Annotated in this window: 29 protein-coding genes; 7 read left to right on the forward strand and 22 right to left on the reverse strand. The window is 55.7% G+C overall.

The genetic code is table 11. The annotated features are described in order from the left end of the window. Positions 1–34 precede the first annotated feature (34 nt). From JI59_RS04090 to JI59_RS04155, 14 genes are all read right to left on the reverse strand, one after another. A complete protein-coding gene (locus tag JI59_RS04090) occupies positions 35–832 on the reverse strand; it encodes an SDR family NAD(P)-dependent oxidoreductase (protein WP_007015345.1) in 798 nt (265 codons plus the stop codon). 44 nt (positions 833–876) lie between these two features. Next, the gene (locus JI59_RS26035) at positions 877–1,326 is read right to left on the reverse strand and encodes a nuclear transport factor 2 family protein (protein ID WP_007015346.1); all 450 of its coding nucleotides are present in this window, start codon (positions 1,324–1,326) and stop codon (positions 877–879) included. A 24-nt stretch (positions 1,327–1,350) separates the two neighbouring features. After that, positions 1,351–2,325, reverse strand: a complete 975-nt coding sequence (locus JI59_RS04100) for a dihydrodipicolinate synthase family protein (RefSeq protein WP_007015347.1) — start codon at positions 2,323–2,325, stop codon at positions 1,351–1,353. 28 nt (positions 2,326–2,353) lie between these two features. Beyond that, positions 2,354–3,553 carry a Gfo/Idh/MocA family oxidoreductase gene (locus JI59_RS26040; RefSeq protein WP_007015348.1) on the reverse strand — a complete coding sequence of 400 codons (1,200 nt, stop codon included), beginning with the start codon at positions 3,551–3,553 and terminating at the stop codon, positions 2,354–2,356. Positions 3,554–3,571: 18 nt separating this feature from the next. Continuing rightward, positions 3,572–4,558: an ABC transporter substrate-binding protein gene (locus tag JI59_RS26045; protein ID WP_138921542.1), complete on the reverse strand. Its 987-nt coding sequence runs from the start codon at positions 4,556–4,558 to the stop codon at positions 3,572–3,574. Positions 4,559–4,598: 40 nt separating this feature from the next. Then, positions 4,599–5,126, reverse strand: a complete 528-nt coding sequence (locus JI59_RS26050; protein ID WP_081474079.1) for an aromatic-ring-hydroxylating dioxygenase subunit beta — start codon at positions 5,124–5,126, stop codon at positions 4,599–4,601. Positions 5,127–5,140: 14 nt separating this feature from the next. After that, entirely contained in the window at positions 5,141–6,508 is a 1,368-nt protein-coding gene (locus tag JI59_RS26055; RefSeq protein ID WP_007015351.1) for an aromatic ring-hydroxylating oxygenase subunit alpha, read from the reverse strand. Positions 6,509–6,716: 208 nt separating this feature from the next. Beyond that, the gene (locus JI59_RS04125) at positions 6,717–9,176 is read right to left on the reverse strand and encodes a TonB-dependent receptor (RefSeq protein ID WP_007015352.1); all 2,460 of its coding nucleotides are present in this window, start codon (positions 9,174–9,176) and stop codon (positions 6,717–6,719) included. A 68-nt stretch (positions 9,177–9,244) separates the two neighbouring features. Beyond that, on the reverse strand, positions 9,245–10,342 hold the full coding sequence (locus tag JI59_RS04130; RefSeq protein ID WP_007015353.1) for an LLM class flavin-dependent oxidoreductase: 1,098 nt from the start codon (positions 10,340–10,342) through the stop codon (positions 9,245–9,247). A gap of 64 nt (positions 10,343–10,406) precedes the next feature. Then, on the reverse strand, positions 10,407–11,177 hold the full coding sequence (locus tag JI59_RS04135) for an aldolase/citrate lyase family protein (RefSeq protein WP_007015354.1): 771 nt from the start codon (positions 11,175–11,177) through the stop codon (positions 10,407–10,409). A 28-nt stretch (positions 11,178–11,205) separates the two neighbouring features. Continuing rightward, a complete protein-coding gene (hpaH, locus tag JI59_RS04140; RefSeq protein ID WP_038576934.1) occupies positions 11,206–12,006 on the reverse strand; it encodes a 2-oxo-hept-4-ene-1,7-dioate hydratase in 801 nt (266 codons plus the stop codon). A gap of 44 nt (positions 12,007–12,050) precedes the next feature. Next, positions 12,051–13,142, reverse strand: a complete 1,092-nt coding sequence (locus JI59_RS04145; RefSeq protein WP_007015356.1) for a cupin domain-containing protein — start codon at positions 13,140–13,142, stop codon at positions 12,051–12,053. Positions 13,143–13,181: 39 nt separating this feature from the next. Beyond that, positions 13,182–14,177, reverse strand: coding sequence for an ornithine cyclodeaminase family protein (locus JI59_RS04150; protein ID WP_007015357.1), 996 nt, complete (start codon positions 14,175–14,177; stop codon positions 13,182–13,184). Next, positions 14,174–14,731 carry a carboxymuconolactone decarboxylase family protein gene (locus tag JI59_RS04155; RefSeq protein ID WP_038575305.1) on the reverse strand — a complete coding sequence of 186 codons (558 nt, stop codon included), beginning with the start codon at positions 14,729–14,731 and terminating at the stop codon, positions 14,174–14,176. Before JI59_RS04155 ends, JI59_RS04150 begins: the two co-directional genes overlap by 4 nt. Before the next feature lie 130 nt (positions 14,732–14,861). Here JI59_RS04155 and JI59_RS04160 point away from each other — a divergent pair, with 130 nt between their 5' ends. Then, positions 14,862–15,761: a LysR family transcriptional regulator gene (locus JI59_RS04160; protein WP_007015359.1), complete on the forward strand. Its 900-nt coding sequence runs from the start codon at positions 14,862–14,864 to the stop codon at positions 15,759–15,761. A gap of 150 nt (positions 15,762–15,911) precedes the next feature. Continuing rightward, positions 15,912–16,193 carry a transposase gene (locus tag JI59_RS04165; protein ID WP_007015360.1) on the forward strand — a complete coding sequence of 94 codons (282 nt, stop codon included), beginning with the start codon at positions 15,912–15,914 and terminating at the stop codon, positions 16,191–16,193. Between the two features lie 177 nt (positions 16,194–16,370). Here the strand turns inward: JI59_RS04165 and JI59_RS04170 are convergent, their stop codons facing one another. Genes JI59_RS04170 through JI59_RS04180 form a run of 4 tightly spaced genes read right to left on the reverse strand, consistent with a single transcriptional unit; the run spans position 16,371 to position 18,509 of the window. Next, a complete protein-coding gene (locus JI59_RS04170; RefSeq protein ID WP_052117828.1) occupies positions 16,371–16,589 on the reverse strand; it encodes an Lrp/AsnC ligand binding domain-containing protein in 219 nt (72 codons plus the stop codon). Continuing rightward, positions 16,574–17,095: a hypothetical protein gene (locus JI59_RS04175; protein WP_038575303.1), complete on the reverse strand. Its 522-nt coding sequence runs from the start codon at positions 17,093–17,095 to the stop codon at positions 16,574–16,576. The genes JI59_RS04170 and JI59_RS04175 overlap by 16 nt, the downstream gene beginning before the upstream one ends. After that, positions 17,092–17,382, reverse strand: a complete 291-nt coding sequence (locus tag JI59_RS26060) for a DEAD/DEAH box helicase family protein (protein WP_202946110.1) — start codon at positions 17,380–17,382, stop codon at positions 17,092–17,094. The genes JI59_RS04175 and JI59_RS26060 overlap by 4 nt, the downstream gene beginning before the upstream one ends. Next, complete coding sequence (locus JI59_RS04180) at positions 17,379–18,509, reverse strand: Fic family protein (RefSeq protein WP_007015364.1); 1,131 nt, start codon at positions 18,507–18,509, stop codon at positions 17,379–17,381. Before JI59_RS04180 ends, JI59_RS26060 begins: the two co-directional genes overlap by 4 nt. Before the next feature lie 37 nt (positions 18,510–18,546). On the opposite strand from JI59_RS04180, the gene JI59_RS27015 reads away from it, so the two are divergent. Beyond that, the gene (locus JI59_RS27015; protein WP_160289721.1) at positions 18,547–18,720 is read left to right on the forward strand and encodes a hypothetical protein; all 174 of its coding nucleotides are present in this window, start codon (positions 18,547–18,549) and stop codon (positions 18,718–18,720) included. 13 nt (positions 18,721–18,733) lie between these two features. Further along, a protein-coding gene (locus tag JI59_RS04190; protein ID WP_085997526.1) for an IS3 family transposase occupies positions 18,734–19,905 on the forward strand; the annotation gives its coding sequence in 2 pieces (ribosomal slippage) (positions 18,734–18,998 and positions 18,998–19,905; 1,173 coding nt in all). 418 nt (positions 19,906–20,323) lie between these two features. On the opposite strand, the gene JI59_RS27960 is transcribed toward JI59_RS04190, so the two are convergent. Beyond that, positions 20,324–20,452: a hypothetical protein gene (locus JI59_RS27960; protein WP_274378222.1), complete on the reverse strand. Its 129-nt coding sequence runs from the start codon at positions 20,450–20,452 to the stop codon at positions 20,324–20,326. Continuing rightward, on the reverse strand, positions 20,449–20,904 hold the full coding sequence (locus JI59_RS25540; RefSeq protein WP_138921437.1) for a helix-turn-helix domain-containing protein: 456 nt from the start codon (positions 20,902–20,904) through the stop codon (positions 20,449–20,451). The genes JI59_RS27960 and JI59_RS25540 overlap by 4 nt, the downstream gene beginning before the upstream one ends. A 246-nt stretch (positions 20,905–21,150) precedes the next feature. Between JI59_RS25540 and JI59_RS04200 the strand changes: the two genes are divergently transcribed. After that, positions 21,151–21,351: a hypothetical protein gene (locus JI59_RS04200; protein ID WP_038575494.1), complete on the forward strand. Its 201-nt coding sequence runs from the start codon at positions 21,151–21,153 to the stop codon at positions 21,349–21,351. A 417-nt stretch (positions 21,352–21,768) separates the two neighbouring features. Continuing rightward, on the forward strand, positions 21,769–22,512 hold the full coding sequence (locus JI59_RS25545; RefSeq protein WP_160289722.1) for a competence protein CoiA family protein: 744 nt from the start codon (positions 21,769–21,771) through the stop codon (positions 22,510–22,512). A gap of 313 nt (positions 22,513–22,825) precedes the next feature. Here JI59_RS25545 and JI59_RS04210 read toward each other — a convergent pair whose 3' ends face one another. Both JI59_RS04210 and JI59_RS04215 read right to left on the reverse strand, forming a co-directional pair. Further along, positions 22,826–23,968 carry an ImmA/IrrE family metallo-endopeptidase gene (locus tag JI59_RS04210; RefSeq protein WP_007014031.1) on the reverse strand — a complete coding sequence of 381 codons (1,143 nt, stop codon included), beginning with the start codon at positions 23,966–23,968 and terminating at the stop codon, positions 22,826–22,828. Continuing rightward, positions 23,946–24,356, reverse strand: coding sequence for a hypothetical protein (locus JI59_RS04215; protein ID WP_038575497.1), 411 nt, complete (start codon positions 24,354–24,356; stop codon positions 23,946–23,948). The genes JI59_RS04210 and JI59_RS04215 overlap by 23 nt, the downstream gene beginning before the upstream one ends. A 100-nt stretch (positions 24,357–24,456) precedes the next feature. Here JI59_RS04215 and JI59_RS27020 point away from each other — a divergent pair, with 100 nt between their 5' ends. Further along, complete coding sequence (locus JI59_RS27020; protein ID WP_153811641.1) at positions 24,457–24,630, forward strand: hypothetical protein; 174 nt, start codon at positions 24,457–24,459, stop codon at positions 24,628–24,630. The last annotated feature ends 74 nt before the right edge of the window (positions 24,631–24,704 follow it).

Raw genomic sequence — 24,704 nt, forward strand, 5'->3', positions numbered from 1 at the left:
AATATTACCCGGACATCCAGCGGTCACGTATCGCTTATTTTGCTAATTCCCCGCCATCAACCAGCACGACCGCCCCGGTCATAAAGGCGGCAAGGTCGGAAACCAGAAACAGCACTACTCGCGCGACGTCATCCGGTACGCCTGCGCGACCGAGCGGAAGCGAATGGGCAAAGTTGTCCAAACCTTCGGCGACTTCTGGACCGAGCTTGCGCATCTGCATTACGCCGTCAGACGTGGTCATTGTCGGAGCGACAGCAAGAACCCTGATGCCCTTTCCAGCCAATTCGACGGCCAGGCTCTTGGTCACACCAACCACTCCATGTTTGGAAGCGACATAGTGGATAGCACTCACACCCGTGTTGAAGCTGTTCGTGGAGGCAAGATTGACAATGACGCCTTGCCCCTGCATCCGCAGCGCCGCCTCGCGACCCCCGAAGAATGTGCCGCGCAGATTGATATCCAGAACCCGGCTCCAGTCATCATCAGGCAATTCGAGCGCCTTGCCCGCAGGAAAAATACCTGCGTTGTTGATCCAGATGTCCAATCGACCGGTCCTGGCAATCGCAAAGTCGCCCAGCGCCGCAATCGAGGCATGGTCGCGCACATCGACTTTGACGCCTGCATGAGGCACACTCGTTTCGGCAAGGTTCGCGGCCACAGATTGCGCCTTGCCTTCGTCGAGATCGCCAATCATGACGGCTGCACCAGCTTCGGCCAGTCGGCGAGCAATCGACTTGCCAATGCCTGCGGCACCGCCCGTAATCACGGCCGTCCGGCCAGCGAGCGAAATCAAATCACCAAGCGCAACATCAGAATAATCTTTTACCGGCATCTCTCAACTCCCCATGGGACGGGTACTACGGTAGGCTGATCGTATCAGCCTTGCCTGTGCTCGTCGGTTTCAAACACGACCTCGATGCGCCGTTCGTAAATGCGCCACCGGCCATCGGGGCAGCGCCTATAGATGTCCTTGGCATCGGCCAGCGCCACTGCCTCTGGCGGAGCTGTGTCCCGGTGCTGTGTGCGGTAGAGCGTGACGAAGCTGACGCCAAGGATCTGATCGGGGCCGTCCATCACGAAACGGAAGTTGGTGAACACATGTCGCACGCGGCGATCGGACTTGCCAGCGCTCAACCGACCGTATGCATTCACGCCTTCCCGTCCGACATACTCTGTACCGGAAGGAAGAACAAATCGCCCATCTTCAGTATAGAGTTCAGCAAGGTTTTCAGAGCAGCAGAAATCAACACGATAGGCATGCTCAGCAATCAAAGCTTCCAATTCGGCTCGAATGACGGGATTTGTAACAATATCTTCTGCATCCATTATTGCTTCCTCTGCTTTTAGACATCAGTTCGCCAAGTTGACTGAAAGCTCCCGGCGCAGTTCCACCCATCGACGACCGCAATCTCTTGAGAGTTCGGCATAGTTCTCGGGAAAATGATTATACGGCGGCCGCACCGGACCCGGGATACAGTAGTTGGCCTCGGCGATGCGCGTTTTTTCAACCTGGATGTTGTAGGACGCAAAGCCTTCCTGATCGGCCAGTATCGGCTGTATCGGTTGGTTGGCCCAAGCGATTCTTTCACCCAAGCGGTTAGCCTCGGATGTATCGTTGCGGTTAATTGCGTCAATTAGCGCCTTGGCGGGTTCCGGCCCCATGGCGGCAGCGGTGGCCCAGCACGAAGTCGTCGTCTCCGGAGAAATTTCGAAGAACTGGTTTGCAACCATGTCGCTGGGCATGAAGTGGATGCGTCCGCCCGTTTCGGCAATGTTGCGCGCCAGATCGCGAGCGTGCGACGACTTGGCGCTGACAACGCTTGGAGCATTGCGGGCAACAGCCGCCCAGAATTCCGTCGGAAACGAAAAACGGAATGCGCGCGCGTTGGCATAGACCATAACGGGAAGATCGGGAAATGCTTCGGATACATCGCTGTAGAAACCAACCGCCATGTCCAGGGTGCATGGTTGCCACATGGGCAAGCCCAGCATGGTGGCATCGGCACCTTGCGCCTTCAAGAAGCTCAAGCGGTCGAAGACCTCGTGTCCTCCAAGCGCGGTCGCCCCGACGACAAGCGGGATTCGCTTGTCTACGGTTCGGCACACACAATCCACGAATGCCCGAAAATCTGCTGCGGAAAGAGTTGCACATTCGCCGGTCGTACCAAGAATGATCAAACCATCGGCCCCGTCGCGGATCAGATTATTGACAAGCCGTTCGGTTTCGTCGAGCGCAATCGTATTTTTCGCACTAAGGGCATCTGAACCCGGCACGGCGGGCGTCGGAATGATAGCGTAAAGCCCTTTGAAATCGGATGCTTGCATTGCCTTAAGACCTTTCTAGTACTTTATCTTATATTCCCACCTGACGGCTCAATTGTATCTCACGGCCCTCTAGCGCGGATTGCCTGATGGCAAGGCACACTTCCATAGTGGCACGCGCCCAGTGTCCATCGCGAAGCAGCGGTTGTTGGCCCGCAAAGGCATCGTACATTTCATCCACAAGTCCGCTTTTGTCCGGAAAGACTTTCGGTCCGGGGATGGCAATCTCCCGGATGCCCTCACGCCCGTAATGTTCAAGTCCACGGGCCGTCTGGCGCAGATCGCCATCGCGCCCTGTTACGATTGTCACACCGAAATGAGGATGTGCCCGGCTAGCCGGATCATCGTGCGACGGGGAAGGTTTACCACCCAGTCCACGCTGGGCCTTCAGCGCCGATTCGTCGGCGCCAGCCGGAAGCGCGCTAAGGGCACGACGCGCCGATCCATTTAAGCCAGATGGCTTTGACTCACCGAGCTCGCCGACCCAGTCATGGAATTGATCCGAATCGAAGAAATCGTAACCACTGTAAACAATGACCGCCACGGCGCCCCCTTCGAACTGGAGAAACGCTGAATAGGCCCCATCAGTCGGCCTGTCCGGATCGAGAGCCCACGAGGCCGAGCGGACGCTTTCCACTTTCCCGCCTCCAAGTAAGCGCACAATGTCCACCTGATGCGGAGCCTGGTTGTAAATCGCCCCGCCGCCGCTTTCGGTTCGGAGTTCCTCGTACCGACGAGGTCGGTAAAGAAAATTAGTGTAATTGAAATTGTTGATCAATGCCAACGGTCCAATTGCACCTTCGCAAATCAAGCGCCGCATCTCGATAATTGGCGCATCAAAGGCGTGAGTATGCCCGACGACAAGAAGAACCTTGGCGTGCTCTGCCGCCTCGATCATGGCATCGCAGTCTTCCAAGGTCAGCGCCATCGGCTTTTCGACGATGATGTGTTTGCCTGCCCGGGCTGCAAGAACCGCATGTTCGCGGTGCAGTTGATGAGGGGTCGCGATATAAACGACATCAACATCTGAACAGGAGCAAAGATCCTCGGGATGCGCAAATGCTGGCGCAGAAAACTCGGTCGAGAATGCATCACGGGCATCCTCGCGAGGATCCGCACCGGCGGCGATAACAACGTGCGGATGGGTTTGGAAGCTTGGAAGCATCTGACGCGCTGCACCACCAAGGCCGATAACTCCAACGCGCATCTGCGGAGCTTGAACTGCTGGCATCGAGCTGTCCTTCTTCGGTTAAAGCCGGGCAGGGGCCGACTGGAAAGTTTCAGCGAAAAGTTCATCCACGCCGACGAGCCGCTGCGTGATTTCCTGTTCGTAAAGGAAGCGGCACAGTGCTTCTATCGTGGCGCGATTGGGTTCAACGCCATATGGCCAGAAATCCTCTCCAAAAAGTCGCTTAGTTGCAGCAACGTGATGTTGAATCCAAGGAACGCTGACAGTTGTCGGCTCGTCTATCGTCAAATCAGCCAGGCAAAGATTCTTGGCTTTTACGAATGCCTCGAACAAATTGGCCGCAATCCATGGATCACGCTCGTAAACATCCCGCCTGATAACGACCGTATGCATGATCGGAAAAATTCGGGTCTTTTTATAATACTCGCGCTCTACCGCCGGCACGTCGGCAAACAGATAGGCAAGCCGCGGATCGCCGGCCAGAAGCGCCGGTGGCACCTGCGGTGCGATCAGAGCATCTATCGCCCCCTCCAGCAGCAGGTCGTTCAAACCTCGCTCTACCTCGTGCTCGATCCTGATCTTGGGAAGGTCAAGATTGACGAGAGGTTTGCGGCCTGGCCCGGTTAACCCTCCAGTCACCCAGTTGATATCTTCCGGACCTACACCGTATTCGTGCTTGAGCAATCCCCTGGCCCAAACTGCAGCCGTCATGCCATATTCGGGAACGCCGACCCGTCTGCCTATGAGATCTTCAGGGCGCGCAATTCCAGCCGCACTGTTCACGTAGATAGCCCCATGTCGAAAAGTCCGTGCCGGGAAAACTGGAATTGCGACGAAGGGGAAGTCTCCTCGTGCGACTCTGGTTACCACCGTCGAGAACGACATCTCTCCAGTTGCAAATTCACCAGACAAGACTCTGTTAAAAGCCTCGACCGGTGTCAGGGCTGTAAAATGAAGATCTATTCCATTTACATCAACAACGCCATCATAAAGCCCCCTAACCCGGTCAGCAATATGGCCAGCGTAACTTAGGGATAGCTTACCCATTGAAATAGTTCTCCCTAATTTATTTCATTTAACCAAGAGATCAAACAAATATTGACAAAGCACCCAAGCCAAGAACAGTCGTGTCAAGGACTGCATACCTTCGCACTAGTCGCACTCCCTCATCACAGAGACGAAGATCGTCCATCCGGTTGGCGGTAAGGATTGCTGGTGCAGCGATGTCTCCGCGGTAGCAAAAAACAGCGATGTTGCTTCGCACTGACAGCAGACCACCCTCCGCACTTGCAACGCGAATATTGCTCACGAACCTTCTGGTTCGAGTCGCGGGATTTTCCGCCCAAGCAAATCGGGATTTGAGTCTTTCTACCCTTGTTCGCAGTGTGCCCATATTTTCATCGAAGTAGAAAGCAGAATGGCTGATGCCGCTTTGATCCCAATTTTCTCGGATAGTCCTGACGGGAGCTTGATAGATTATATCCGGATCAAGCATGTCGAGCCAATCCGAAAATCGTTGATCATCAAGAATTTCGGCTTCGTTTACTAGAAAGTTTGCAGATATTTTCTCCGCGAATTCAAATGATTCTTGACGGACCTGATCTAATTTATGCATCGCCCTGGAACCTTTCAATTTGATGGATCGGCGACATTACGGCCCGAACCTTTCATCCATTTAAGCCATGTCTTGTGGAAAGAGCGAAGACCGCCCTCGCCAGCATTTGAGGAATCTGCAATTCCAGGGCCGTCCCAGATCTCCTTAGGTGGCAATGGCGACATGTCTCCAAGACCCATCTGATAATTGTATCGCATATGATTCATTGCTGCGAAAATCGAACCGCCTGTGCGTGCGCCGCCCGGCCAGACAGATACATCGTCCTGCTCGAAGTTTCCGGATGGACTGAACGAACTCATCCCAATGCGGTAGGCCCGACGCTTGTATTCCTCGGATGCCTCCTTCGGAGCGAGGATCCAACTGACAATCTCCGTCTGCCGCGGGCCTTTCGGCATCCACAATCTAACAGTCAGAAAACCAGCCGCCTCCTTTCCGGATTCCTCGCTGAGGCCTATGTGCAGAAAAGAGAAATTCGGAAACAGAGTTCCATTGTGCAGAAGCGACTCCTCGGCCAGGGCAAATTGTTGCTCATTCAATGCCCCGGGACGAAAGTGGCGCTTAACTTCGGGTGGATAAGAGAAGAATGGCTTTTCACCAGGGCGCCTGCGAATGCTGACAGCATGCCCACTGATATCATGAACATGAACGCCCGCATCTGGTTTTGGTGCGCCAGCAGAAGAAAGGTCTGCTACTCCAATTTCAAGCGCGGATCGATGCGTCATCTGGGTATGGGCGCTGTCTCCACAAAAATTTTCTGCCCCCTGCTTCCAATTTGCATCGACAAGCCAGCGATGCGGCTCGCCCAACACTTCCATGCCCCCTTCGGATAAATGTAAGTTGATATCCAAATACCACGCAAAGTCACCGAGGTATTCTTCGAAGGAAATCGCATCTTTGTTCAGATTCGCAAATATAAGCCCTGAATATACAGTTACGTTCGGTGCCGAATACAAGCCCCATTCGTCGAGTTTAAGCTTGGCGTACCCCAAGTTCTTCACTGGCACACCGGACAGTTTACCAGAATTTGCATATGTCCAACCGTGATATGGGCAGACGAACATGCGGGCGTTACCAGCCTGAACCCGGCAAACATGAGCACCGCGATGCCGACACGCATTCAGCAGAACCCGAATCTCTCCCTTGTCATCCCTGATGACAATGAAGGGATCCTCGCCGATATTCCTCTGCACAAAATCGCCCCGGTTGGGGATCTCGGATTCATGCCCAAGAAATACCCAAGTACGCGTAAAAACCCGTCGAAGCTCAGCTTGATATAGGTCTGGATCGCTAAAAACTGCAGGGGCAATCAAGCCGATATCCAGATCTCTCCGAATGTCGTCGATCAACTCATCGGTCGGTGAGGCACCAAATTTGTGATTCATGATTAGCTTCTCTCTAAATCCAAGATCCGTAAGTCAAATAACTGCCGCTCGAACCTCAATCCGCCGATGTTGCGTAAAAACGCGAGATTCACAGTTGGACGCAGAAGCCGATCACAGCGCCCGATCCCGAATGCGTGGTGCAATTCGACGATCGATAACCGGTGTATTTTTCTGCGACCAACCGCTTCCTCCGATCAGTTGGGTCCGTTTAAAAGTTATACCTCACTGAAAGCGTGTAAACCCTCGGCAATTCATAACTCACGTCAACGCACCCGCACACCGACGCGACGTCGAACACCGAGGTCTTGATCCGTTCGTTTGCCAAGTTCTCCACTCTCAGCCCAAAAGTGAGCTGTTCCGACTGATCCTCCCAGCTAATTCCAGCGCCGAATTTGCTGTGCCCCACGTCCGACACCGCTGAAAAATTGCGAAGCGAAAAGAACATTGAGCTTCGATATGTCCAGTTCGCATCCCAAGTTAGAGTTCCGTTATGGAACGAATGAGAATAGCGCGCATCGAGGTTCGAACGCCATTTCGGAGTGAATGAAGGCCTTACGGTGCGGACCACTTGCTCGGTCACGTCGGTAGGAAAATTGTAGACTTTCGCATCGGTGTACGAAACCCCGGCCGTAATGTTTAACCCGCGCGCTGGAACAGCCTTAATCGAAAGTTCGCCGCCGTTCGTCTTTGAATCCCGATTTAGAACGATACCGCCGACGCCAGCGAACAAGAATGCCTGGTAATCCCTGTAGTCGTAATGGAAGATCGACAGGTTTGCCTGAAGCCTATTATCAAACCACGAGGACTTTACGCCCCCTTCAAAAGCCCAAATCACCTCTGGCTTGTAAGATAGAAGACTTGCAGGAATTGGAAGCCCGCCGGCAAGAGGAGAATTGAAGCCACCCGCTTTGACCCCCCTGTTCACGCCCGCATAAAGCAGCATATCGTTGGTCGGGCTGTAGTTGATCTGTGCTTTCATTGCCCAGAGGCCATCGTCTGACCTGCCGGCAAAGGGAAGCCCACCTGGGAGAGGCCCAATGGTGGCGATGTAGCCCGGGTCCGTTATAGTCCTCGGATAGTACAACTCAGTGGGTCGAAGGAAACTAGTTTGTGTTACCAAAGAACGTTTTTTCTCTTGCGTATAGCGTCCGCCTAGAATCAACTTCCATTTGTCCGCGAAGGACCAGTCGCCCTGCGCAAAAATGGAATAGGAATTGGTTTTTTGGGATGCCAGCGTGCTCAAGGATATTTGTGGATTTGCAAGGCCGATGCCAAGCGCACTGTTCGCATCAATATCAGTATGCAAGTAAAACGCGCCTGCTTGCCACTGCAGGTTTCCGGCCTTTCCATTGAGACGAAGTTCCTGGGTAAATGACCAGGCTTCATTGCCGATAGTCGGGAATATTAAAGCAGTCGGTCCGGAACCGCCGTTGGAGGTTTGCAGCTTTGACAATTTCTTGTAGTCGCTGACGGACGTCAGCGTAATCGCACCCGAGATATCCCAAGTGTTTTTCAGGTTGACGCCTTCCATGTCGACATGGCCCGCCTTGTCAAAGCCGTAAGAGCTAGACGTCACCCAAGGCTTTATTCCCGTAAAACCGAAATAATCACCGCCAGGAACCGGTCTTTCCGGAGGTCCAGGTGTGAAGATGCCTGTGTTTTGGACGTCCCAACCGGCATCGGCACCACCCGGGCCGATCGACAGTCTCGTTTCATTTGGGCCAATCACAACCGTATCGACCCACGTGCCATTTCTATCGATGACGGAAGCGGCCTGTTCTTGCTCAAATAAACCCGCCGACATTGTTCGGCGCAAGACAAAGCCGGTGAGCTCGCTTGAAAACGACTCGCTCGGCTTGAAAAGGAGAATGCCGCGTACCGCCAGCATGCGTTCGGCACCAAGGTCTGCGCCGTCGCCCGAAAGCGGGCCTTCGAATAGCTGTTCGGGATACCTGTTGATCACGAAGGGCGAGAGCTTGAAGCCTTTTGCGGCAATCCGGAAACCAAGCTTGTCTGAGATCGGCCCTCCAACGGCCCCCTCAACTGTGGTGCGCAGCGGGTTCGTCGGGCTATCCAACATACCAGCCTCCAACGAAAGATAGCCGGAATACTCGGTCAGGCTCGGCTTCCTCGAAATGAACTGGATAAGGCCACCGGTTGCATTTCGGCCGAAGAGCGTGCCTTGCGGCCCTTTTTGTATCTCAACGCGCTCCAAATCCATCATCATGAAGGTCTGAGCGCCCTGGAAGGGCATATAGCCATCGTCCAGGTAAACCGCATTCGGAGACTCGACAATGTCATTGTAATCGCTCTGCGTCACACCGCGAATGGAAAAGTGGCTCTCTGTGCCGCCACCGGCGCTAGATAGAGCGAGGCCGGGCGTGACATCAACCAATTGCGTACTTGATTGAATTCCGCGCTCGGCCAGATCGTCGCCCGTGAAAGCCTGAATGGCAATCCCGACCTTCTGAACGTTTTCCGACTTCTTCTGTGCAGTAACGATGATTTCCTCGATGCCGACAGTTCCATTGGGCTCTGCTGCTTGTTCATTGGATACTGCTGTTTGAGCAAGAGCATTATTCCCAAACGACAGAAGCCCGGCAAGAGCCGTCGAATACCCGAAGTATGAAATTTTCGACCTTACCGCCTTATCCTTAGTAACGTTCATGACATCTCCCCTTTTTATGTAAGCTTATATTTAGCTATTAAACCCTAATTTCTTTAATAACATAACCGTCAAGCTCTTACACCCCTTGCGGCTAGTCTCGTCAAAACTTCATCCCTGAACAATGGAAGCTCGTTCAGATAATTGACAAAGCTCAAAGCAACGCTGGCGTAACCGGCATGCGAAATCTTCTCCAGTTCATCCGCAACGTCATCCGGACTTCCGATGATAGGATAGCCTCCGTGGCCCCCAAGAAATCTGGTTTTGTATAATTTGTAATGCTCTGCAGAAAATGATTTACTACTCACGCCAAGTGAAGACATAAGATTTTCTGCCGCCTCATGATCTCCGCATTCTTCCGTATAGTATCGGTGATATTCTTCTGCTTCCTTGCGCGTATTTCGGCAAACAACATAGCAGTTAGTAGATACTGTTACATCTCTAAGGTATTTTTCTTTGGCGCTCCGCTTGATCGCCTCCACTTCCATCTTGCCTTTTTCGGGTGAGACCATCGTGATAAAGCAACTATCGGCGTTCCTCGCTCCGAAATCCTGGCCGGGACCCGACGCTCCGGCGTTCATGATGGGAGGGAGCACGCCACCTGTCGGCTTTGGATGCCCCTTCACGCCGCGCAAATTGAAATATTTGCCGCTCCAGTCGAATGGCTCGCTGCTCGTCCAAATTTTGCGAACAATGTCGAACCACTCCTGGCCGTATTCATACCTTCCCTCGGTCTCAAGCGAGAGCTTGATTCCGAACATGTCAAATTCAGCCTGACTCCAACCGCAGACTATATTGAGCCCGTATCGTCCGCCACCGATGTGATCCATTGTCGCAATCTGCTTGGCCGCGACCACCGGATGAAAGTAGGAAACGTGTGTTGTGGCAAATACCGTTATCCCGGTAGTGGCCGCGAGAAGTCCCGCCGCCCAAGTAACCGTCTCCAAGACGCTCTCCTGAAACTGCGATTCTCCCCCAAAACCGCGCCAGCGCGCGATCGGAAGCATGAACTCCAGACCCGCTTCATCAGCCATGCGAGCAAGCGAGAGATTGTTATCCCAGTTCGCCTCCCACCGTTCTGGCACTGTCGTGGCTGCAAGGCCATTGGAACAGTTCGCGCCGAAGAGACCAATCTTCAAGGCATTGGCGCTGTGCATCCTGTTGCTCATTTTGGAGCTTATCCTTTCCCAAGATATCTGTAATTTTATTTGCGAGACAGCAAACTTCGTATCATCAGCTTTCCCCATTCATTGATCGGAACCGAGCGCACAGTTGCTCAGCTCCGCGCGCAAGGAGAGAAATATCGGTCCCAACGGCAATGAAACTGACGCCAAGTTCTAGATAACGCTTGGCCAATGCCTCATCCGCCATCAATATTCCGGCCGGGACGCCAAGCTTGTTGAGCTCTGCCAAGGCATTCTCGATCAACATCTGAACATCACAATGTTGCGCATTGCCGAGGTATCCCATGTCTGCGGCGAGATCCGAAGGCCCCAAAAATATCCCGTCAACACCTTCGACTTGTGCAATGGCATGCAGGTTTTTGATGGCCGCAACGGTCTCCAGTTGCACGACTACACAGATTTCTTCTGAGGCCTTTTGCAGATACCCCGCCCTGCGGTTCCAGCGACTTGCGCGCCCGATTGCCGAACCAACGCCCCGGATGCCATGTGGTGGATAACGCGTCGCCCGGACTATCCCTGTGGCCATCTCTGCCGTTTCGACCATGGGAACCATCAGGGAGCGCGCACCGATATCGAGGTATTGCTTGATCAAGACCGCATCTGCGCTTGGAATGCGCACCATTGGTTCAACAGGATAGGCAGCCGTGGCCTGAAGCTGGGCAAGAACTAGCGGAATGTCGTTCGGCGCGTGTTCCGCATCGATCAGCAGCCAGTCAAAACCCGAGCCTGCGCAAATTTCAGCCGTGTAGGGAGAGGCCAGCGCCTGCCACAGGCCGATCTGCGCGCGCCTTGCTCCGATGGCCGCCTTGAACGGATTCATAGGTGCCTCCTGCTTGGCACGGAGATGTTCACTCGAACTGACATGACACATGTCCAAAAGTTCCGAAATCGCCGACAATTTCACTTCCGGGAATGGCCTCGATAGGGCGGATGAATGATCCTGACAGGATAACCTGGCCGGCCTCAATCCTGTGGCCATAGGTCGCAAGACGTTGCGCCAGCCAGGCAACCGACATCAAGGGGTTGTTCAAAACGCCGGCGCTCAGCCCCGTTTCCTCGACCTCACCATCGCGTGACACGATCGCGCCAAGCCAACGCATATCAAGTCCGGAGAAATCCGTGACCGCATCGCCAAGGACAAAACCGCCATCGGCCGCATTGTCCGAAATCGTGTCATAGACTGTGCGCAGCTTACCCGTCTGGGGATCCTTGCGAGCGATTCTTGTATCGAGAATTTCCAGCGCCGGAGCAATGTAATCCGTTGCCGCGAGGACGTCTTCCACCGTCGCCGTCCCTTCCAACGGCCCATTCATCACGAACGCGATCTCGGCCTCTATCCGGGGTTGGATGAAGCGGCCAGGCACAATAACCGCTCCATTTGGAAAGCGCATCGATTCCAGCAGAACGCCGGAGTCGGGAATGTCGATCGAAACCGCCGCCTGCATCGCCTTGGATGTCAGGCCGATCTTCCAGCCAGCCAGCTTCTCCCCAGAGGCCAGTTTCATCCCGATCCAGCAATCCTGAATCGCATAGGCATCATCCATCGTGATCTCTGGATAGGTTTCGCTCAGAAGACGGATCTGCTTTCGGCTGCGCTCAGCCTCTTCGAGTGCCGACGCTGCGGCCTGAATGGCTTTGTCATCGAGCATGCGCCCGATCCGGCCACTGACGACAGGCGGGGTTGCAGCCTGCATCAAGCCGCCACCTCGACACGGTTTGTCGCAAATCCCTGCTGAACCCCCAGCAGGGCAGGAGGTTCCTTAAGGCTTTCCTGCCAAAGCAGGGATTCCATCACGATGTTGAGCGGTTGATCCTGGATAGTGAGTTCATAAACCGGCTCATCGAAGCTCGCGTGATTGTGAACCGCCCAGCCCGGCGCCGAAAGCATAAGATCGCCGGCTTTCCACTCATAGACCTTGCCTTCCACCGTCGATCGGCCTGAACCGGAGAAGTAGTAGTTTATCGCCGCTGACGAATGTCGATGCGGCCGATCCACTATCTTCGGCGGGCGAAGGGTCATGGTGGCGAAGAAGTTCGGCGTCGTTCCATTGGTCCGGCCGGTAGCGGGATTCCACAAGAGATAGAGCCTACGCCCAACGTATTCCTTCCCAAGCGCCTCAAGCTTGTCGAGATGCTCCTTTACGTCTGCCCACGGCCAGAACAGCGCCGGGCTTTCGTGGCATGGCGGATCGATCAGGCGCTCGTATGGCATCAGCCACGCCCCACCCTCATTCAGTTGGAACGTTCCGAATGGATTGACCTTCGTAGGATCGTACTCCTCAGAGCCGTGGCCGTTTTCCGAGGGCGACGCGATATCCGGATTTTCCTCCTGGAAATGGATGTTCATCATCTCGAGCAGCGCCGCGTTGGAGTAAGTCAGCCGAGCGTAAAGATCGTCTCCGGTGTTCTTGTGCAGATAAACCCGCATCGAAGGCGTGTTCCACACGTCATAAAGGGAAGTATCGCGAACCTGACCATCGATCTCGCTGCGTCCCTGCCCCCGGATCACGAAATTCACTTGACTCGAGTTCTGGCGGAAGGTCGCTGTTTCCTCCCCCGGGAGAAGCACATCGAGCGATACCTGGATACCGGGGCCAAGCCCGACCGATCTACGGTTAGCTGGATGGACAAAATAAGACCTGCGGCGCCCGTTGGCAGGCTTGGGAATAGCGGCTAGCCGCTCGATTTCCGCGTCGATCTCCTCTTTTGTGAAAATAAATGGTTCCCACAGCGCCGACTGAGGCAAGAGCGGACCACTGCCATCCAGAATATTCCTGTTCGTCATCTTGTCGCTTCCATTCCTAATTCCGGCTCACCCAAGTCATCACGGATCGAGCCGCAGTCTCGGCTCATGAAAAGTGGTGCTTGTCAGCTGACGCCCCATGCCTTTCGCGCGTGCCCGCCGAAGTGCCTCGATCCCGACAGACAAGTCGGAAATCCCCATGCCCATCGCCTTGAAAACCGTGAGATCGGCGTCGGCGGGTCTTTGGAATCGCGTCGCCACCAGTTCGCTCAACGGCCTCAGCCGCGTCCACTTCGCCTCATCGTCATCGAAGGCAGCCATGAATTCCCGGCTAAGCCTCCGCACCTGCGATATGCTGTCAGCAGCACAAACCGTCGCGCGGTCCAAAAGCTGTGGCTCAAACTCAATCCGGTCCGGCCCTATTGCGCCGATGGCATTGAGATGCACGCCAGTCGCAAGCGCATCGCGCGAAATAAAGGGCGCTCCGGCCCGCGTCGCCAAAGTGACGACCGAAGCCCCCGCCAGAGCTTCTTCCAACGATCCTGCCGCCACGGCCTCCAACGAAAGTCGGTCGCGCACTTTTTCCGCCAGCGCCCGGCGGTTGGCTTCGGTCGGACTCCAGATGGCCACTCGTTCGAGCGGGCGCACCGCAGCGACGGCGGCGACTTGCGCCAGACTTTGCTTGCCAGTGCCGATCATGGCCATTGTCCGCGCTGCGCTATCAGCAAGGTGATCGGTTGCCAGGCCGCTGATCCCCGCCGTACGCATCTGCCCCAGTGCGAAAGCCTCGATCACGGCAAGCAGTTTCCCCTTGCCCGCGTCAAACAGCAACAGCAGGGGATTGGCGCCGCCTTTGGTGTGGGTCCAGGTCTTGGTGCCGACAATGGGCCCGCTTTCGAATAGCGCGCCAATGGCATGCAGGGTCGAGCCGCCACCCCAAGTCAGTTGCGTCTTGGTCATGTTGCTGGCGCGGCCGGCCGCTTGTTCGCCAAGACCCCAGCGCAATGCCTCGATCACTTCCGGCAGCGCCAGCAGCGAAACCACTTCGCCTTCGGTGATCCAGAGAGCTTCGCTCATGAGCCAAGCTTTTCGAAAATCGAAGGGACCGGAGGCTGAAGTTCGAGGCCGTTCACGATCAGCGCGTGCGTGATGTAGCGCCCGACAAGAAACATCACGGCCAAGGCCTGATCCGCGCCGACCTGTTCGATAGCAACCTCGATTTCGCGCGAGACGCCTACTCCGCGACGTTCGACCATCGCCATGGCCAGCCGCTGCACGGCACGCTCCTTACCCGAGAGCAGCGGCGCATCATCAGGCGAAAGCCGCTCGACGGCAGCAACCCAATCCTCGCCAAAGCCGCGCTTGACCGAGAGTCTCTCATGCTGATGCAATTCATATGCGTTGCCCATGAGTCTCGCGACCGTCAGCGCGCCGGTTTCCGTCAAACGGTCGGGAAGCGCCTGCTTGAGCGCCTCGGTCATTTCCATGTAAGGCGCAAGCACATCGGGCAGCGCACCACTGTATTGGAAAAACTCGCCGAGATAGCCCAGCCGCTCCACCCGCGAACGCAAGATTCCCTGGAGTCGCGGAGCCATTTCTTCAAAGCTCAAGCGCGGGATACGTCCGCTCATGGTTGTTGGAAACTCCATTCACACGATCTGGAATAGTATTAGCTCCATTCCTCCTGATACTCGTTGTAATAGCGGTTTGAGCGATGTAAAATACCGATTCCGCACTGTGTCATACCGAAAAGGTTTAACCATGGACCTCTCCAAACTGCGCTACACGATTGCCTTGGCGGAGGAACTCAATTTCACCCGCGCCGCAGAGCGGTGCCACATCTCGCAGCCGCCGCTGAGCCGGGCGATAAGGGATATCGAAGACAAGGTCGGGACGAAGCTGTTCGAACGGAGCAAGCATCATGTGCAGATCACGCCTGCCGGCACAAGTTTCGTCAACACAGCCCGAAAAATCATCGACCTGCTTGAGAGCGGGGCTCTGGCTGCACGCGAAACTGCGGATGGCCTTCGAGGATCGCTGACCATCGGATTTGGGGGATCAATGGTCTACTCGCTAATCCCTGCGCTGGTCAGGCAGTTCCGCTCCGCAGTACCAAATGTGGCGATCGACTTCTGCACCATATCGATAACCGGACAACTCGAAGCATTACGAGAAGGCAGATTGGACATTGGCGTCATCAGATTGCCAATCAATGACGCAATGATTGCTCACCATATCATCCGCACTGAACCACTTATCATCGCCCTGCCAAACAACCACCCACTCGCCCGCAACTCAGAGGAAGTAAATATCGGAGAACTGGAATACTGTTCATTTATCTCCTATGAGACCCGGATGGGATACAATTTCCACACTGACCTTCTGGAACTGTGTCGGACGGTCGACTTCAGCCCGATGATTGCCCATGTCGCCCCCAATACGGAAGGCGTGATAGGCATCGTCGCTTGTGGCGAAGGAGTCGCCATTGTTCCGGCCTCGGCGCGGCACCTGTCTATCGATGGGGCCACATTCCGGAACCTCAAGGTTCCTCGGAAGGCCCAAAAACTATCTTCCGTGCGTTTCGCGCTAGCATGGAACCGGGAATCCACCTCGGCTACAGCGCGCCAATTCCTCTCGCTCTTCGGTGCCGATCTGGCCTGAACCCACGCGAAACGAGGCACAGCGGGCACCGCTTTCCGCCAACCTCACTTGACGACGCCGACAACGCCCTTGTCGACTATCTGGGCACCTCCATCAACCTCTCGACATTCCTGGGGTAATTTGATTCACTCGTCCTGACGGGAGGCGGCGATGCGTCAGGCTGGATTGTTTGGATTGTCGGATCATTTGAAGCGTTTATCGGCCTATGGCGACCCGCTGGAAGAACTGGGCCTGATCATCAATTTTGAGGTTTTCCGCCCGACGCTGGTTGCGGCGCTGGCCTCCGGGGACGGAGCGAAGGGCGGTCGCCCGGCTTATGATCCGGTGGCGATGCTCAAGGTGCTGATCCTGGCGGCCCAAAACAATGTTGCCGATGCGCGGATGAGTGGCAAAGTTGGGTCGACTGCCGTCGAAAGCTTTTGGCCCTCATGAAGGTCAGTTATCCTACCTCTGGTCCCAAGAACCTGCCAGTCAGCAAACCACCCCTTTCCGGACATTATAACAGTATCGCGTCCAAGGCCCGCCCTTGCGTCGGCTCCGATCGTGCTAAACGCGAAGGGCAGGCATATACTTAGCTGGCCTCAACACCGCAGTCCGAACCGGGACGTTTTATAATTTTGGAAGGCGTCGGGCGACTGTTGACGATTGGATGATAGCCGTGTCGGTCGATGCGAACGGGACGAAGCGATCAACCACAGTTTCAAGTTCTTGCACGTCGCTAACCACGAATTTCGCCAGAAAACAGTCCGCCCCGGTCACGCGATCCGCTTCGACGACCTCAGGCGTATCGCTCAGCATTTGAGCCACCCTTTTCACTTCGCCTGGCATGGCGCGTATTCCGCATCGTCAAAGCCCAATGCTTTCGCAGCTTCGTTCTGTGATTTTTCCCGATCGGCGACGGCAGCGGCCCGTGCCTTGTCGGCAGCACTCTGGGCTTCAATATTCTTTCCAAACTGGATAGCTTTTAGCCAAGGCCATCCGGCATCGAAGGTGAACCCTTCTGGCAGCAGTTCTGATCGAGCCTGCGCTGGCTTTACGAATTCGGCCTTGCCCTGTGGCACCCATGCAAAATTTCGGAGCTGATGAACAAGGCACGAATCGGCAAAGCGCGCACCATTGCTCTCGTTCTTGCGATACACTGCTCGAAGGGGGTTTTCATATGTAGCCCAGTCATGTTTGTGATGCGTTTCTGGCAACAAACGCATCGTTTCCCATATAAGCTTTGAAAGCCTGACCGACTTTCGCTCTGCGAGCTGTTTGAAATGCCGGATGGCATAGTCGCGATTGATAGGGGAGGTGTAGCGCTCCCCGGGAACGGCCTGCAAATAGCTCAAATTTGGGTTGTTTGATTGACGCGGAAGAAATGTGCATCGGCCCACCGTTGCGAAATCACCAATCCGGCTTCGATAGTTTTGCCAAGGCCAACTTCGTCGGCAAGCAGCGCTCCCTTTGACTGTGGCGATGCAAATGCAAACAAGGCCGCGTCCACTTGATGCGGATTCATATCAACTTGCGCGCCCGCGACAGCAACTGCGAGCTTTTCACTGCTATCGGACGATCTCCGTCGCACAAGGTCACTAGCCAAGTATTTTGAGTGATAATCTGTAATTATTTCAGTCATTCACTTGCGCTTTTATCGGCTACCACTCCAACCGCAAGGCGATAACGAGCATAGCGACGCTCACCGGTGCGGATCAGCGCGCCCTTCTCGACAAGATCGGCCAAATCGCGTGTCGCAGTGGCAAGGGCAGCCCCCGTAATTGTCCGGTAATTTCCCGCACTCAACCCGCCCTCAAACCCATCCGGCCCTTCGCGGAACAAGCGAAGCAGCGCCTTCTCCTGCCGTTCGTTGATTTCCCCGCGCAAGCGATCAAGCAGCCGTGTCTTGTCGATCAGGAAGCGGATGCGGGTGATCGTCCGCGCCTGCGCCTCGATGACAATATCGGCGAACCATGCGAGCCAGACATTGATGTCATTGCTCTGGCTTCCAAGCTGGAGTGCGGCGTAATAGGCTTTTCGGTGGCGGTGGATCGTTTCTGCAAGCGCGGTCAGCGTCGGTGCTGACAGGTTTTGCGCCAACGCCTTTTCAGCAATTGCGCGTCCGATCCGGCCATTACCGTCTTCAAAGGGATGGATGCTCTCAAACCACAGGTGCGAGATCGCGGCACGGGTGATCGCTGGAAGCGGATTCGGTGACGACGGCGCACGGTCGTTGAACCACGAGATAAAGCGGGACATTTCCAGTAGCACGGTATCCGATGGCGGTGCCTCGAAATGCACACGCGGCGCGTGGAGCGCCCCTGAAACGATCTGCATTGCGTCCTCATGCGTCCGGTAGCGCCCGACATCGGCAATATCCCGGCGTCCGTTCATCAACATCGCGTGCCACGCAAATAGCGTCTGATCGTCGAGTGGCGCTGCATGGTTCCGGTAAACATCGGCCATGAGCTCGGCGGCACCGGCCTCCGCCGCACTTGCACGGCGCGAATCTGTGGCAAAGCCCAGATGCTTGGCCAGCGACGATTGAACGCTGTCGCGGTCGAGAATTTCGCCCTCGATGGCGGAGCTCTCGACGACCTCCTGCGATATGAGTTCGACAGTCAGGCCATCGCGCGCATCGGCATCTAGGTGGTGCAGCGCGCCGATGACAACGCCGGAGCCTTTCAGGAACTGCTCTTCTGCCGCACGGATGCTATCCGCATCGAAGCGGAATTCAGGCCAATCGGGAAGCTGCCAATTCCAGCGCATGATGGATAAGATGCCTTTCTATCAATCATGATATAGCATGATTATGATTGATAAAGCGATAGCCAATCAATCACAAGCGGCCAAGATTTTCGGCTGCCGGTGGAAAGACACCGCATTGCACCCCTTTGAGTTCGCCAGCGGCGAAGGGGCGACAAGTGCGGTGACGTGGTGCTGGAAATCTGGACAGGGTGTTAAGCTCATCCCGACCTAAGGAATGGACGGGAATGAAGAAGACGAGAAAGCGCTACAGCGCGGAATTCAAGGCGAAAGTTGCGATGGAGGCGATCCGTGGTGAACTGACGCTGGCGGAACTGGCTGCGAAGCACGGCGTCCACCATACGATGATCGGGGGATGGAAGCGTCAGGCGGTGGACGGGATGGCCAGCCTGTTCGACGGCGGTGAGCAGGCGTCGAAGACGGAGACCGAAGCGGAAATCGAGAAGCTGCATGCCAAGATCGGGCAATTGCTGGTGGAGCGGGATTTTTTGGCGAAAGCCTCCGGTCGATGAGCGCGGGCCAGAGGCGATTGCTGATCGAGCCTGCTCACCAGCGCCTGTCGATCGCGGCGCAGTGCCGCCTGCTGTCGATCAGCCGGTCTTCCTATTATTATACGCCTGCGCCTCAGAGCGAGGAGACGCTGGCGCTGATGCGGGTAATCGACGAGACGTTCATGGACTGTCCGTGGTACGGCAGCCGGCAGATGGTGCGGCACCTGCAGCGGCTTGGTCATGCGGTGGGCCGCCGCCGGGTACGACGGCTGATGGCGCAGATGGGGCTGGCGGCGATCTACCAGCGCCCGCGCACGAGCGATCCGCACCCGGAGCATCGGATTTATCCCTATCTGCTGCGGGACATGAAGATCGAGCGGCCCAATCAGGTGTGGTGTGCGGACGTGACATATCTACCGATGCGCCGAGGCTTCCTCTATCTCGTTGCGATCATGGATTGGGCCACCCGCAAGGTGCTGGCCTGGCGATTGTCCAATACCATGGACGCGGCTTTTTGCGTCGAGGCTCTGGAGGATGCCATGGCCCGCTTTGGCAAGCCGGACATCTTCAACACCGATCAGGGCAGCCAGTTCACTTCGCAGGCCTTCACCGGCGTGCTGCGGGCGGCCGAAGTGAAAATCAGCATGGATGGCAAGGGGCGCTGGATGGACAACGTCTTCATCGAGCGCCTGTGGCGCTCGGTGAAGTACGAGTGCGTCTATCTGCACGCCTTCGAGACGGGTTCCGAACTGCGCGCAGGCCTGTCCCGCTGGTTCGCCTATTACAACCATCACCGGCCTCACTCACGCCTTGCAGGCAAAACCCCGGCAGAGGCATATGGGCAAATCGACGCTTCAGATCATGGGGGGCATGCCCCCCATGATCTGATCACCAGAATGGCGGCGTAAACAACAACCGGATGAGCTTAACTTAGCCGCAAACCTGTACAGGAAGGCGGGACCACCTCAGGGGCAAGCGCGGCGCGCGGGGTCGAGGAGGCCTGTCCTAGCCTTAGGGACCGAGCCTACCCCATGGCCATCACGCGCCTTTCGCAAACTCCAGGGACTGATGTTGACCTGCAGGATCTGCCGGAATGTTGGAATGCAGGCGACAGGCGAGCCCACCCACGCGAGGACATAGCCCACCCGGCGACAATGTTCTGAAGCCAAGCCAATTTGCTATGATAAGGTGATCACTTCGATATCGTAGCCTAGATGCTTGCTTCAGGTCCGATCGTGAATTCCCGCCCACGGAATAGGCACCGCCACCTTTCGTGAATTTCGACTACATCGCTAGGTCACGAAGACAGCGCTGCACTGTCAGTTGTCATCCAATAGTCCCGGTAAGCAACATTTTGAGAGCCAGCAGGTACATTGCAGCCATAGCAAAGCCAGCCGACCAAGCTTCTACAAGCAATTTTCGATTGCGTTTTTGACCGTCATCTTCCTTCCTCATGACAGCCCTCGCGAACCTAGTGCATTTTCGTTCATGATTTTTGCCCCCGCAAAAAGAGTGTCCATCTTCTGAAGCGTATCGTGAGAGAGGCGTAGAAAAGATCTGCGCGCATCGACAGGATCCGGGTACCTTTCGATCATTCCGCGCTCGACCAAGAGGTTGACCCAGCGCAGCGCTGTAGTGGCTGGAACTGCCGCGCCTATGCATGCGCTTGAGATGCTGATCCTGCGGTCTTGGACGGTGGCTACATAGAGGTCGAGAAGTATATCCCAGCCCGGTTCACCAAAGAGAATGCTGTCAAACGCCACATCACGCTTTCTGCGAAATGCGTAAAGTTTTTTGGCGCTAGCAGCAGGGTCATCCCCCAAGTGGGTTTGGGCCGAATCAGTGTCCGACGCTTGCTCAGCTGAATTGGCAAGCAAAGAATTTACGATTTCACGAATCTTGAACAAGTCTCTGCAGTCGTGCGTTCCCATGGCAATTCTGTCCCAAATCAGATCGAATCTATTCGGGCAAAGACTTAAGGGTATATATCCATGGCTAATGAGTTAATTTACTGAAAAACTCATTCCATCGAAGGTTAGCCATGCTTCGACGCAAAGGTGCAATCGGACCAAAGCAGCAGATTTGCGAACCTACATAGTTTCACGTAGTCAGACGAAATAGGTCGTGCCCAGCACATTCACATGAGTGCGTAAATGTTTGAAAATCTTCAAGACGCCAAGAGCGCCGTAACAGGATCCGCAAGCGTGCTGCGGGAGCTAATCGACCTCTACGACCGTCACGGTCTCTCCATCGCGGCGGCGCATTTATCGACGGCACTGGATGCCGCGTGCTCGGAAGCAGGGGTCGATCGGGCCATGCTGAGCGCCCAATTTGTCTCTTCAACGGATGAATAAGGCCTTCAACTCCCTCGATTCGCTTTCGGTGCGCGCAAGAGTGGGATTCGTGGTGGGACACGCACCAAGGGCCTGGCTCTCCGGTCCTGCGTAATTTCAATGCAAAGGGCGAGCAGTCGAGGCGCGTGTGAGCAAGCCCGGTGTGGGGGGCTAGATGAATTCTGAGAGAACCTCCCGCTGCAGGTCAATCGGGCATGCTACTTCCATGTGCTGCAATCCAACATCGTGTTGCAGTCTTCTGTTTCTTGACGACCTGATCGAGAAACGACTTCCTGTTCCCGGCGCATGAATTCTTAGGCAGCTAGAGGCGCATCGGGACATCGCAAACAACGGGTCTTCAAATAGAATTAGTCTCAGTTAAAATATACTATGCTTAACTCGCTGGGATTCGAGATTGGCGGTGAATGCGACGACCCAATGATGGTCGTCGCTCTAGATGCCTCTGGTGCTCTGGCTAGGATCGAACAGGTCGCTCGTGGTCTCGCTTGCTGCTGCACATGTGTCAGCTGCAAGGGGCCTCTCATCGCACGACAAGGTGAGATTAATGCTTGGTCATTCGCCCATGTATCAGGCGGGGATTGTGGCGCCAGAGAGAGCCAAGCGCATCTCTTCGGCAAGCAGATCATCGAGGCGGCCGGCGGACTGCATTTAGCAAGCCGCAAGAAATGGGGCGCGATTGACTCCGACTTTCAACCTTTGGACGAAATCGTCCTAGAGCAGCGCTTCGGTGATGTCCGTCCCGATCTTCTATGCAGCTATCGCGGCGCTGAACTCGCTATCGAGATCAAGGTTACGCACGCCTGCACCCCCCGCAAGCTGGCCATCTATCGGTCTGCGGACATTTCCGTGCTGGAGATAGATCTGAGCAGTGTCCGGCACAAACGCGACGAAGAGCTGGCCACAGCTGTCCTGAGGACCGCCCCCAGGCATTGGCTTCACCGCAGTGGGGGGCGTCTAGTCCCTAGCAAGCCACCCGAAATCGGAAGCTTGAAACAAACATCGACGCGCTTTGCGCGACCGAAGGGTATGAGGGCAGAAGAATGGCAGAACATGGGAACTCTCGAAAAAGTGGAGGCTGTCTATCCCGCGAGCCGGGAGCGCAAGATGCTCGAATCCAAACATGCGACATGGCACGGACGACACGGCAAACGTCATCCCTAAAAGTCATTTGAGCAATTGGATGGGAAGCTCCGCATGGTTGCCGAATTCGGAATAGCCAGTTTGCGGCGGAAATGCCCGTGTTTCAGTCGTTTGTCATCGCACTCGCGAAATCTGGAGGCCGCCGTTTACATTGACCAAATCGAAGGGCGAAGATCTCGGAGAGCGCTCATCCGATGCACATTGCGCGAACGTCTGCAACTCGACGAAACAAGCCTCGCAGCATCGCGGAAACACGTCAACCGACTCCGGGCACCGCCATCAGACGCATGGTGCGGAATCTCTCCGTATCCGAAGTCTGGATGCAGAAGTACGATTAGGGCCTGCCGTTCACATCAACAAAAATATCTCGAAACATCTCGTATTCGGTCTGAAGCGGGCCCCGGCGGCCATTGGGCTTGTCGAACATATCCGGCGGTGAATGCGGATGGGCATGGCACGCTGACCTGAAGTTCTCGTATCGCGCTGCGGCAGACGGATAGCCCGGCCCAAAGTCTAGCCCTGCAGTCCAGGCCTCAACCTCGACCCGGCTCCAGACATTGAAGAAAAGTGCGATCACCGACACCGAGACGGCACGGGCGGCCTCATACTCCGAAGTGTAAACCACATTTGGCGCGTTACCGGCATGTGATATTGCCTCGAACAGGCTTTCGAGGCCGCCTTTGTGCCATTTGCTTTCTTGCTCGCGGTACCAGAGCCCTGACATCATCATGTCCGCAATCGGCCCCTGACCGGTGACCGGCGGTTCCTCAGCAAAGACTGTTGGCGGAATATATATGTAGTCGAGAACCCATTTCGCGGCGATCTGGTCGGCCTCTAATTCCATGTTCTCCCTCGATTTGCGGCGACGCAGCGGGTTCCACGACGGGCGGTGGCGCAAGATATGAGCGAGCTCATGGGCGACGACAAAGCAGGCGAGCGAAATGAGCCTGAGAAAAAAATGCGTTGCGGTTTGGCGGGTGGCGCGCTCGCCCGTGTCCCGCAGTGTTCTTTCCAGGAAACACTGCCGCAGCCTTTCATCCTCCCGCCAAACCCCAGACTCGTTTCGGACAAAGTTCCTCGCCGAACGGGTGATAAGCTTCTTGATCTCCTCGTTTGTCAGGGTCGGTCCGTGAACGAGGCTGCCGTCAAAGGCATAGAGTGCCTCATAGGCAGTGTGGAGTTCGGAAATGTCGCGGATAAGCGACATCACACTCCGGCGGATGGTGATTGTCCCGCTTTTCAGGTCAGTGTTGGCATAGTATCCGGGCGTATTCTCAAAAACGAGATTGAATGTTTCAGGGGGTTGGACAGAATTGTCCGCATAACGCGAGGTTGCTACTAGCCTCTCAAGTGCACTGTCGAAGAGCGGCGCGGGGTTCTTGGAAATCGCATCGACGAATGCGGGCATGCACGCGACGTCCTCGAAGGCCGCCCGCGCCAGAGCCTCATAGTCTTCACGCGCTTGTGGGCTTGTCATCTTCCCGCATTTCCAGCGCGGCTGCCCGTGCTTTCGCAAGTTCCGCATGGGCAACGCGAAGCGCCTCCTGCGCCGCGGACAGAGTCTGGTCGGCTGTGTTCTTGCCATCAATGTAAATGTTGATGTGGCTGGCCGAATTCTTTTCCGTCAGCCAAACACCTACCAACCCGCCCGCGAGGAGTTCACCCGTCGTCCGGGTCAAACCCGCAAGTTCGGTGTGCTCATTGCGCGAAAGAAACCACCACAACAGGGCAAGCCCAATTATAGCTAAAATGGCTATTATGATCCGGCCATTTTGGGCGACAAACTTGCCCTCTGGCTGCCTCTGGCCTGGAACAGGGGTGAACCCCATGGCTTCCTGTTTCTTGAAAAACAGCACGGTTTCCACCTTTCCGCACAGTCACATTCACCTAACCTACACTGGACTTAGCGAAGACTCACGCGCTTTCCGTATTGAACCGCGCCGGGTTTGCAGGAGCCTACAACTCGTGAGAAGGATCGACATCACGAGAAAGACGGCGAACGAGTCTTCTCTTCAAGTGCGCGAGCGGGTCGTGCGGATGGTCTTCGACAACGACAGTCAGCATGGCCCAACCTCGCAGGCGATCATGTCGATCTCGGCGAAGATTGGCGGTGCGGATAGGGATATGAACCGCCGCTAGTGCGAGTCGGCATCCAAGACCTGCCCTTCCGCAACCGGCCAACTTCAGCCATTGGCAGTGATGCATCGACAAGA

The organism is Novosphingobium pentaromativorans US6-1 (assembly GCF_000767465.1).
Lineage (GTDB): Bacteria > Pseudomonadota > Alphaproteobacteria > Sphingomonadales > Sphingomonadaceae > Novosphingobium > Novosphingobium pentaromativorans.

Bases quoted from the DNA above. Each gene is read 5' to 3' on its own strand.
- JI59_RS04150 (WP_007015357.1), bottom strand. From the start codon at position 14,177: ATGAGCGAAGCTCTCTGGATCACCGAAGGCGAAGTGGTTTCGCTGCTG.
- JI59_RS26045 (WP_138921542.1), bottom strand. From the start codon at position 4,558: ATGGGTAAGCTATCCCTAAGTTACGCTGGCCATATTGCTGACCGGGTT.
- hpaH (WP_038576934.1), bottom strand. From the start codon at position 12,006: ATGCTCGATGACAAAGCCATTCAGGCCGCAGCGTCGGCACTCGAAGAG.
- JI59_RS26035 (WP_007015346.1), bottom strand. From the start codon at position 1,326: ATGGATGCAGAAGATATTGTTACAAATCCCGTCATTCGAGCCGAATTG.
- JI59_RS04170 (WP_052117828.1), bottom strand. From the start codon at position 16,589: ATGCCAGGCGAAGTGAAAAGGGTGGCTCAAATGCTGAGCGATACGCCT.
- JI59_RS04210 (WP_007014031.1), bottom strand. From the start codon at position 23,968: ATGACAAGCCCACAAGCGCGTGAAGACTATGAGGCTCTGGCGCGGGCG.
- JI59_RS04130 (WP_007015353.1), bottom strand. From the start codon at position 10,342: ATGAGCAACAGGATGCACAGCGCCAATGCCTTGAAGATTGGTCTCTTC.
- JI59_RS04160 (WP_007015359.1), top strand. From the start codon at position 14,862: ATGGACCTCTCCAAACTGCGCTACACGATTGCCTTGGCGGAGGAACTC.
- JI59_RS04165 (WP_007015360.1), top strand. From the start codon at position 15,912: ATGCGTCAGGCTGGATTGTTTGGATTGTCGGATCATTTGAAGCGTTTA.
- JI59_RS04145 (WP_007015356.1), bottom strand. From the start codon at position 13,142: ATGACGAACAGGAATATTCTGGATGGCAGTGGTCCGCTCTTGCCTCAG.
- JI59_RS04100 (WP_007015347.1), bottom strand. From the start codon at position 2,325: ATGCAAGCATCCGATTTCAAAGGGCTTTACGCTATCATTCCGACGCCC.
- JI59_RS26040 (WP_007015348.1), bottom strand. From the start codon at position 3,553: ATGCCAGCAGTTCAAGCTCCGCAGATGCGCGTTGGAGTTATCGGCCTT.
- JI59_RS25545 (WP_160289722.1), top strand. From the start codon at position 21,769: ATGATGGTCGTCGCTCTAGATGCCTCTGGTGCTCTGGCTAGGATCGAA.
- JI59_RS26055 (WP_007015351.1), bottom strand. From the start codon at position 6,508: ATGAATCACAAATTTGGTGCCTCACCGACCGATGAGTTGATCGACGAC.
- JI59_RS27015 (WP_160289721.1), top strand. From the start codon at position 18,547: ATGATTATGATTGATAAAGCGATAGCCAATCAATCACAAGCGGCCAAG.
- JI59_RS26050 (WP_081474079.1), bottom strand. From the start codon at position 5,126: ATGCATAAATTAGATCAGGTCCGTCAAGAATCATTTGAATTCGCGGAG.
- JI59_RS04090 (WP_007015345.1), bottom strand. From the start codon at position 832: ATGCCGGTAAAAGATTATTCTGATGTTGCGCTTGGTGATTTGATTTCG.
- JI59_RS26060 (WP_202946110.1), bottom strand. From the start codon at position 17,382: ATGACTGAAATAATTACAGATTATCACTCAAAATACTTGGCTAGTGAC.
- JI59_RS04135 (WP_007015354.1), bottom strand. From the start codon at position 11,177: ATGAATCCGTTCAAGGCGGCCATCGGAGCAAGGCGCGCGCAGATCGGC.
- JI59_RS27960 (WP_274378222.1), bottom strand. From the start codon at position 20,452: ATGAGGAAGGAAGATGACGGTCAAAAACGCAATCGAAAATTGCTTGTA.
- JI59_RS04200 (WP_038575494.1), top strand. From the start codon at position 21,151: ATGTTTGAAAATCTTCAAGACGCCAAGAGCGCCGTAACAGGATCCGCA.
- JI59_RS04180 (WP_007015364.1), bottom strand. From the start codon at position 18,509: ATGCGCTGGAATTGGCAGCTTCCCGATTGGCCTGAATTCCGCTTCGAT.
- JI59_RS04155 (WP_038575305.1), bottom strand. From the start codon at position 14,731: ATGAGCGGACGTATCCCGCGCTTGAGCTTTGAAGAAATGGCTCCGCGA.
- JI59_RS04125 (WP_007015352.1), bottom strand. From the start codon at position 9,176: ATGAACGTTACTAAGGATAAGGCGGTAAGGTCGAAAATTTCATACTTC.